The organism is Sphingomonas sp. (genome assembly GCF_039594485.1).
Classification (GTDB): Bacteria; Pseudomonadota; Alphaproteobacteria; order Sphingomonadales; family Sphingomonadaceae; genus Sphingomonas.
This window is the reverse complement of the sequence record NZ_JBCNNI010000067.1, coordinates 1-8,494: the sequence shown is the minus strand read 5'-3', so window position 1 is coordinate 8,494 and position 8,494 is coordinate 1. Positions and strand designations below refer to the sequence as shown.

The window sequence follows — 8,494 nt, the reverse complement described above, 5'->3', positions numbered from 1 at the left end:
AGCCGATCGCGTCGAGATCGGCGGTCAGGCCCGCCTTGTCGAGATAATCGGTGACGACCTGGCTACCGGGGGCGAGCGAGGTCTTGACCCAGGGCTTGGGCTTCAGGCCCAGCGCGTTCGCCTTGCGCGCCACCAGACCGGCGGCGACCAGCACTGACGGGTTCGAGGTGTTGGTGCAGCTGGTGATCGCGGCGATCACGACGTCGCCATCGCCAATGTCATGGCCACGATCGTCGACCGCGACACGGGCGGGCGCGTCCTTCTTGTACACCTTGGTCAGGTCGGCGTTGAACACGTCGTCGACTTCGGTGAGGACGACCTTGTCCTGCGGACGCTTCGGACCCGCCAGCGACGGAACGACCGTCGACATGTCGAGCTCGAGCGTGTCGGTGAAGACGGGGTCGGCGGCATCGTCATGACGCCAGAAGCCGTTCGCCTTGGCATAGGCCTCGACAAGCGCGACATTCTCGTCCGAACGCGCGGTCAGGCGCATATAGTCGAGCGTCTTGTCGTCGATCGGGAAGAAGCCGCAGGTCGCGCCGTACTCGGGCGCCATGTTGGCGATCGTCGCACGGTCCGCGAGCGTCATCGACGACAGGCCGGGGCCATAGAACTCGACGAAGCGGCCGACCACGCCCTTGGCGCGCAGCATCTGGGTGATGGTCAGCACCAGGTCGGTGGCAGTGATGCCTTCCTGGAGCTTGCCGGTCAGCTTGAAGCCGACGACTTCGGGGATCAGCATCGACACGGGCTGGCCGAGCATCGCGGCTTCCGCCTCGATCCCGCCGACGCCCCAGCCGAGTACGCCCAGGCCGTTGATCATCGTGGTGTGGCTGTCGGTGCCGACCAGCGTGTCCGGGTATGCGATCGCGGCCGAGCCGGTCGCATGTTCGCCGGTTTCGGTCGAGGACCAGATCGCCTGACCGATATATTCCAGGTTCACCTGGTGGCAGATGCCGGTACCCGGCGGCACGACCGAGAAATTGTCGAGCGCCTTGGAGCCCCACTTCAGGAACTCATAGCGTTCCATATTGCGCTGATATTCGAGGTCGACATTGTCCTCGAACGCCTTGGGCGTACCGAACTCGTCGACCATGACCGAGTGGTCGATGACGAGGTGGACGGGGACCTGTGGATTGATCTTGGCCGCATCGCCGCCCAGCTTGGTGATCGCGTCGCGCATCGCGGCGAGGTCGACCACGCAGGGGACGCCGGTGAAGTCCTGCATCAGCACGCGGGCCGGGCGATACTGGATCTCGCGGTCCGACCGCTGGGTCTTCTGCCAGTCGACGATCGCCTGAATATCCTCACGCGTGACGGTCTTGCCGTCCTCGAAGCGCAGCAGATTCTCCAGCAGCACCTTCATCGAGAAGGGCAGGCGGCTGATGTCGCCGAGCTGCTCCGAGGCCTTGGCGAGGCTGTAATAATCATAGGTCTTGCCGTCGACGTCGAGCGTCGAGCGGGTCTTCAGGCTGTCCTGGCCTATCGCAGTCATGGGCGTCCCTTCTTGGTCGAGCCGAGCACGCCCGGGGGACACGGCAGCATGCAGCCGCGAGCAGGCGTGCCGGGGAAATCTCCGGTTGACGGCAGCGGCCTTAGCAAGGGGTTTGCCGACAGGGAAGGGTGTGAGGGACGAAACTCCGGCATTGTGGCACGGTGAATGGCGATTGGTCGCTCCCAGGGGGGAATGCGTGGAAAAAGCGTGGAACAGCACGGTCGAATGACGGGTTCAGATGCCATGGATGGAGTTCGAACCATGAAGCCCCGGACCGAGAGATGTTCGCCTGCGACCGCCATGGGGCGGCGAACGGCGATGGGCGCGGCATGGGATGGGGGCGCGGCATGGGATGGGCGCGCGGCGTGGAATGGGTGCCGTGGTGCGCCGGTTCTCCCACTCGATCGGTGGTGGCAATGACGCATGACCAGCCCAAATCCATCCGGCAACCCGATCCCATCGTCGCGGTCGGACTGTTGACCCAGCGCGATCTCGACGTGCTGGGCTCGGGTTTTCGGCGCTCCTTCCCGGTTCAGGAGGATACGGCCTTCGACGACCTGTTGCGGGCCCTCGATTCGATCGAGGGCATCCACGCGCCATGTGCGCGCGACTGAGATCAGGACGTTCGATCAGCTTACGTTAATCAATTCCATTAATAAAATTGTCCGTTCCTGCCGGATCGGACGTGGAACCGCTTGGCGAGCCGCCATACTCCCGGCTAGGGCATGGCGAGCGCCCGGATCGTTTCTTCGGCGCGTCCGGATGAAGAGATGACCCCCGAACGTTTTGCCCTTCTGACCCGCCGTCATCGCGAATGCCTGCGCGGGGTCAAGGCTTTGAAGGGGTCGAAGGAAATCGCGGCCGAACTCGGGCTGGGTAAATCCACCGTCGACAGCTATCTGACCGAAGCCGTGCGCCTGCTGGGCGCGCGCAATCGGCGCGATGCGGCCATCGCCCTGGCCGAATTCGAAGCCCATCAGAACGACCAAGTCATTGAAAATAAAAAAGAAGCTTCCCCTCATAAAATCATACCCGATTCTGCGGGGCTAGAGGCGGAACCCGTCGCCATGCCAGTTCCGATGGCACCGGATGGGAGTACGGTCGGTGGGGCGGTGCAGAGCGGCCATGCTTACGCACCGTCCCGCTTGCCTCTTCCAATCCGGCGGCAGGGCCAGACCCGCAACGACATGACCGTGGCCGAAAGGCTGCTCTGGGTTCCCACGATCGCAATCGCGCTCGCCATCGGCTTCGGCATGCTGGCGACGGGCCTCGACGTGATGACCCGCGTGATCGGGCGACTGTCCCACATTGCTGGTTGATCATGATCCGTGCCGCTCGGCGTGCACGGAGCGACGATAGGAGCGCAGGCGATGACGACGGAGCATGAAGCGGCTGTTCAGGTGACCCGACTTTTGTGGAAGCTGGAAGACGAACTCGATGCGGCGTTCGCGACGGCGGGCGAACTGGCGATGGCGCTGCCGCGCGCACGGCACCAGGCCAAGCTGTCGGCGGTGGTCGGCCAGCACGCCTTTGAGATGCTGAGCCAGGCGATGATGGCGATCGGCCAGGCGCGTGGCCATGCGGTCCAGAGCCATCGTATTCTCGAAAAGGTCGGCAAGACCATCGGTTTCGACGCCGACGAATATGGCGACAACCATCCCAAGCCCCCCGAAGCCACCGGTACGATCGCGGCGATGCCGTTGCGCGCGGCGGCCTGAACGGGGCGACACGGCGTGTTCCATGGAACCTTGATGCTGCGGAGCACGCCGTGACGCATATCTATGTCTTCAACATGTTCCAGGCGCTGGTCTGCCTGTACGCCCTGGCCAAGGGCGGCTGGCCGGAACGATGGGCCGCCATCCTGCTCGCCAGCGCTTCGGTCGCGACGATCGTCCTGGCGTTCGAACCCGTGACCCATTTCCGCACGATCGACATGCGGGAACTAGCGATCGACGTCTTTCTGATGAGTGGCCTGTTCGTCGTCGCCATCCTCGCAAACCGGTTCTGGCCGCTCTGGCTGGCCGCGCTTCACCTTCTTGGGATCGGTATCCATGGTGTGCGGGGTTCCGATCCGGCGCTCGTGCCGTGGATGTATGCGGTGGCAGAGGGCAAGATTGCCTATCCGATGATCGGATTGCTGGCGGTGGGCGTGCTGCGCCACCGGCTGCGGCTGGCGCGCTATGGCCGGGATCCCGACTGGAGCTTTTCCTGGCGGAGGCGGCGCGGTGAATTCTGATCTGTTCCTGCTGCACTGGCCCGAGGCAGACCGGGCCAGCTTCCATCATTTTGTCACGGTGATGAGCGACGTGCAGGCTCGCATCCATGCCATCTCCGGCGTGCCTGGGGGCGTGCCCGTGCCGCGCCCGCCGCGTATCGCAAACCCGCGAGAATATGCCCGCCTGATCCTGGCGAAGCGGCACGAGTTGCGGCGTATCGCGGGCGAGGATGCGGAGATGTTCGGCGATCCGGCCTGGGAAATCCTGTTGTCGCTGTTCCAGGCGGAGGAGCCGATGACCGAGGCGGCGGTTCTGGACAAGGCCGGCCTGTCCTCTGGCGCAGGCGTCGCGCGACGCTGGATCGCGCTGCTCGTCGATCGCGATTGGGTGGTGCGGGACGATGATGGCCATCTGTCGCTCGGCACGCACGGGCAGGAGCGGCTGGCCCGCTACTTCAGCCAGATGTGAGCCGGCAAAGCCACGGCAGAAAACCACGGCGGCGCGCGTCGTGGTGCAACTCCTGAAGCGCCGAAGGGTTCAACCCGCACGGGCTCGATCGGAGCGGCAGAGGCAAGGAGACGGATGATGGCGGACGATATGGGTGCCCAGGACATGGGCAAGGGCGGCGGCGCGGGTGCGATCGGCGGCGACATGGGCGCGGGCGCCTTTACCGACCGGCTGAAGGGGGCGGGCGAGGCAATGAAGGCGAGCGGCCAGAAAATGGCCGAGGGCGGCTCGACCGTGACGCTCAGGATGCTCGACCAGGCCGAGGCCAATGCCCGCGAAGCCTTTGCCGCGATGCGCGAGGCCGCCTCGGCGCGCGACCTTTCCGAAGTGATGCGGATCCAGACCGAGTTCCTGCGCGAACAGGGCAACCGCTCCATCTCGCAGGCGCGCGAGATCGGCGAGCTGATCGTCCAGTTCGGTCGCGACGCGATCGGCGCGGCCCGCAACCAGAATTAGGAAATCAGGGGCGCCCCGCCCGGCGCATGGTGCCGCCGGGCGGGATGCGGTCATTCGGCCTGGCCGACCGGCACCGGCCCATTGGCGGTGGCCTCCAGCAGCGAATCGCCACCCAGCACGCGATAGAGCGTCACCCGGTTGTTCGCCGCGACGAGTTGCGTCGCGATCACCGTCCGCTGCGCCGAATAGAGCGAGCGCTGCGCATCCAGCGTGTTCAGGAACGCCGTCACGCCGCCGCGATAGCTGGCTTCGGTCAGGCGGTAGGTATCGGCCGCCGCCGACAGGAAGCGGCGATTGGCGCCGAGCTGATCCTCGATCGTGCCTTGCCGCGCCAGCGCGTCGGCGGTTTCCTGAAACGCGGTCTGGATCGCCTTTTCATAGGTCGCGAGCGCGGCGTCGCGCTGGGCCTGCGAATATTGGACGTTCGCGACGCCGGCACCCGCCTGGAAGATCGGATAGCTGACCGAGGGCGCGACCGAATAGTTGAAACTGCCGCCCGAGAAGAGCGACGTCAGCGCGGTGCTGGCAAAGCCGACCAGCCCGGTCAGCGAGATGCGCGGGAACAGGGCCGCGCGTGCCGCGCCGATCTGGCCGTTTGCGGCGCGCAGCAGATATTCGGCCTGCACCACGTCCGGGCGGCGTAGCAGGATGCCCGAATCGAGTCCGGCCGGAAGCGTCGCGACGGTCGGCGCGGCTTCCTCGATCGACCGGGGCAGCAGCGTCGTGTCCACGGGGGCGCCAACCAGCAGTTGCAGCGCGTTGATATCCTGCGCAACGGCGGTCTTCTGCTGGGCCAGATCGGCCTGTGCGGTGGCGAGCACCTGCTCGGCCTGGCGCAGGTCGGTCCGCGGCGCGATGCCACCGCTCAGCCTGGCGCGGGTCAGCGCGACGCTGCGCTCGGCATTGGCGGCGGTCTGTTGCGCGATGGTCAACAGGCTCTGGTCCGCGCCATAGTTGAGCCACGCCTCGGCAATGTCGCCCACCAGCGTCAAACGGGTCGCGCGCGCGGCGGCCTCGGTCGCGAAATATCGGTCGAGCGCCGCGCCGGTCAGCGACCGGATGCGCCCGAACAGGTCCAGCTCGAAGGCGGTGGTGCCCAGATTGACCGACCAGGCGCTGCCGCTGCCGTTCGCGCCGGTGACGATGGTGCCGCCCGTTCCGGTACCCGTACCCGTGCCGGTCCCCGTCCCTCCGGTGCCCGTGCCGGTTCCGCCATTGCCGGTTGCCTGGCTGCCCGCGCCGCTCGATCCGCGTTCGGTATAGCTGTAGCGGCCGCTCGCATCGACCTGCGGGAACAGGCTGCCGCGCTGGATGCGATATTGCGCGCGGGTCGAGGCGATGTTGGCCGCCGCCACGCGCAGGTCGCGATTGTTCGCCAGCGCCTGGACGATCAGTTGCTGGAGCCGCGGGTCACGGAACACATCGCTGTAGCGCACGCTCGGCAGCGCGGCTTCCGACTGGCGCAGATAGGCGTCACCGACCGGCCAGGACGGCGGCACCGGGGTTGCGGGGCGCTCATATTTCGGGGCCATCGAACAGGCCGACAGCGCCGTCGCGGTCAGCAACAGGGCGGGGAGGGGGGACAGGATACGCATCAGGCCTTCTCCGCCGCTTCGCCTTCGGTGGGGCGATGCCCCGCGCCATGCTCGCTCGTCGGCTTGCCCCGCAGACGCGCCAGGCCGTTGCGGACCGACCGGCGGACCAGGACGAAGAAGAGCGGGATATAGAAGATCGCCAGCACCGTCGCGGTCAGCATGCCGCCGATGACGGCGGTGCCGATCGCGATCCGGCTGTTCGCGCCCGCGCCGGTCGAGATGGCGAGCGGCAGCACGCCGAAGATGAAGGCGAAGCTCGTCATCAGGATCGGCCGCAGACGGATCTTGGCGGCCTCCAGCGCGGCGTCGATGACGCGCTTGCCCTGCTTCTCGGCCTGTTCGGCGAATTCGATCATCAGGATCGCATTCTTGGCCGCCAATCCCATCGTCGTCAGCAATCCGATCTGGAGATAGACGTCGTTGGTCAGGCCGCGCAGCGTGACGAACGCGACCGCGCCGATCAGGCCCAGCGGAATGATCAGCAGCACCGCAAACGGGATCGACCAGCTTTCATACAGCGCGGCCAGGCACAGGAAGACGACCAGGATCGACAGGCCGTAGAGGATCGGCGCCTGTCCGCCCGACAGCCGCTCCTGATAGGACAGGCCCGCCCAGGCGATCGAGGTCCCCGGAATCTGTGAGGCGAGTTCGGTCATCCGCTGCATCGCATCGCCCGAGCTATAGCCCGGCGCGGCCGATCCCTGGAATTCATAGGATGGAATGCCGTTGAACCGCGACAAGGTGGTCGGCGCGACGCCCCAGTTGATCGTCGAGAAGGACGAGAAGGGCGCCATCTGCCCGCTCGACCCGCGCACGAACCATTGCTTCAGATCCTCGGGTTCGGCGCGATAGGGCGCGTCGCCCTGGACGAAGACGCGCTTCACGCGACCGCGATCGATGAAGTCGTTGACATATTGGCCGCCCCAGGCGGTCGACAGGGTCGAGTTCACCTGCTGCTGGGTCAGGCCCAGCGCGGCCAGCTTCTGCTGGTCGAGATCGACGCGCAAGGTCGCGATGTCGGGCAGTTCGGTCAGGCGGACCGAGGCCAGCATCGGGTCGGCATTGGCCTTGGCGAGCAACTGGTCACGGATCGCCTCGAACTTCTCCAGCGGCATGCCGGAGATGTTCTGCAATTCCATGGTGAAGCCGTCCGACTGGCCCAGCCCCCGGATGGCGGGCGGGACGAGTGCGAAGACCTGCGCGTCGCGAAGCCCCCGGAAGGCGACGGAGGCGCGCCCGGTGATCGCGTCGGCGCTGTTCTCCTTGCCCTTACGGTCTTTCCAGTCGACGAAATTCATGAAGCCCTGGCCGGTGTTCTGGCCGCTGGTGCCACCGCCGCCGCCACCCGCGACCGAGAAGAACACCGAGACATTCTTGCCTTCATGCTGCGCGAAATATTGTTCGACCTGGCGCTGCACCTCCATGGTGCGGGCTTGCGTGGCACCGGCGGGCAGGCGGAACTGGATGATCGCCGATCCCTGGTCCTCGGTCGGCAGGAAGCCTGTCGGCAGGCGCAGGAACAGGATCGCCAGCAGCGCGACGACGCCGACATAGATCAACAGGAACAGCCATTTGCGGTCGACCACCGTCCGCACGGCCGAGCTGTATTTCTCGACCGTCCATTCGAACCGCGAGTTGAACCCGTCCTTCGCGCGCTGCAGCCCGTGGGCCACGCGCGGGAATCGGCGGTCCAGCCACGCACCCTCTTCGCCCTCCCTGGCCTTCTGCTTCAACAGGCTGGCGGTCAGGGCGGGGGACAGGATGATCGCGACGGCGACCGACAGGATCATCGCCGAGACGATGGTGATCGAGAACTGCCGATAGATGACGCCGGTCGACCCGCCAAAGAATGCCATCGGCAGGAACACCGCCGACAGGACGAGCGCGATCGCGATCAGCGCGACGGTGATCTCGTTCATCGACTCGATCGTCGCCTCGCGCGGGGTCATGTCGGGATTTTCCTCGAGCAGACGCTCGACATTCTCCACGACCACGATCGCGTCGTCAACCAGCAGGCCGATCGCCAGCACCAGCCCGAACAGGGTCAGCGTGTTGATCGAAAAGCCCGCCAGGTAGAAGATCGCGAAGGTACCCAGCAGCACCACCGGCACCGCGATCGTCGGGATCAGCGTCGCGCGCCAGCTTTGCAGGAAGACGAACATGACGATGACGACGAGGATGATCGCCTCGATCAGCGTCTTGACCACCTCGTCGATCGACAGCTT

Annotated in this window: 9 protein-coding genes; 6 read left to right on the top strand and 3 right to left on the bottom strand. The window is 66.0% G+C overall.

What is annotated here, in order from left to right:
• The coding region (acnA, locus tag ABDV78_RS19130) for an aconitate hydratase AcnA (protein ID WP_343529046.1) at window positions 1-1,495 on the bottom strand (1,495 nt) is incomplete at its 3' end.
• Window positions 1,496-1,776: 281 nt separating this feature from the next.
• Here acnA and ABDV78_RS19125 point away from each other — a divergent pair.
• The 6 genes from ABDV78_RS19125 (at window position 1,777) to ABDV78_RS19100 (ending at window position 4,674) form a co-directional block, all read left to right on the top strand.
• On the top strand, window positions 1,777-2,109 hold the full coding sequence (locus tag ABDV78_RS19125) for a hypothetical protein (protein ID WP_343529045.1): 333 nt from the start codon (window positions 1,777-1,779) through the stop codon (window positions 2,107-2,109).
• A 111-nt stretch (window positions 2,110-2,220) separates the two neighbouring features.
• A complete protein-coding gene (locus ABDV78_RS19120) occupies window positions 2,221-2,814 on the top strand; it encodes a helix-turn-helix transcriptional regulator (protein WP_343529044.1) in 594 nt (197 codons plus the stop codon).
• 51 nt (window positions 2,815-2,865) lie between these two features.
• Window positions 2,866-3,213 carry a hypothetical protein gene (locus tag ABDV78_RS19115; RefSeq protein WP_343529043.1) on the top strand — a complete coding sequence of 116 codons (348 nt, stop codon included), beginning with the start codon at window positions 2,866-2,868 and terminating at the stop codon, window positions 3,211-3,213.
• 50 nt (window positions 3,214-3,263) lie between these two features.
• Window positions 3,264-3,731 carry a hypothetical protein gene (locus ABDV78_RS19110; protein ID WP_343529042.1) on the top strand — a complete coding sequence of 156 codons (468 nt, stop codon included), beginning with the start codon at window positions 3,264-3,266 and terminating at the stop codon, window positions 3,729-3,731.
• Entirely contained in the window at window positions 3,721-4,179 is a 459-nt protein-coding gene (locus ABDV78_RS19105; RefSeq protein WP_343529041.1) for a hypothetical protein, read from the top strand. Before ABDV78_RS19110 ends, ABDV78_RS19105 begins: the two co-directional genes overlap by 11 nt.
• A gap of 114 nt (window positions 4,180-4,293) precedes the next feature.
• Window positions 4,294-4,674 (top strand): phasin family protein, encoded by a 381-nt coding sequence (locus tag ABDV78_RS19100; RefSeq protein WP_343529040.1) that lies wholly within the window; start codon window positions 4,294-4,296, stop codon window positions 4,672-4,674.
• 50 nt (window positions 4,675-4,724) lie between these two features.
• Here the strand turns inward: ABDV78_RS19100 and ABDV78_RS19095 are convergent, their stop codons facing one another.
• Complete coding sequence (locus ABDV78_RS19095) at window positions 4,725-6,269, bottom strand: efflux transporter outer membrane subunit (protein ID WP_343529039.1); 1,545 nt, start codon at window positions 6,267-6,269, stop codon at window positions 4,725-4,727.
• Window positions 6,269-8,494: efflux RND transporter permease subunit (locus tag ABDV78_RS19090; RefSeq protein ID WP_343529038.1), on the bottom strand; the 2,226-nt coding region annotated here is incomplete at its 5' end. The genes ABDV78_RS19090 and ABDV78_RS19095, both read right to left, overlap by 1 nt.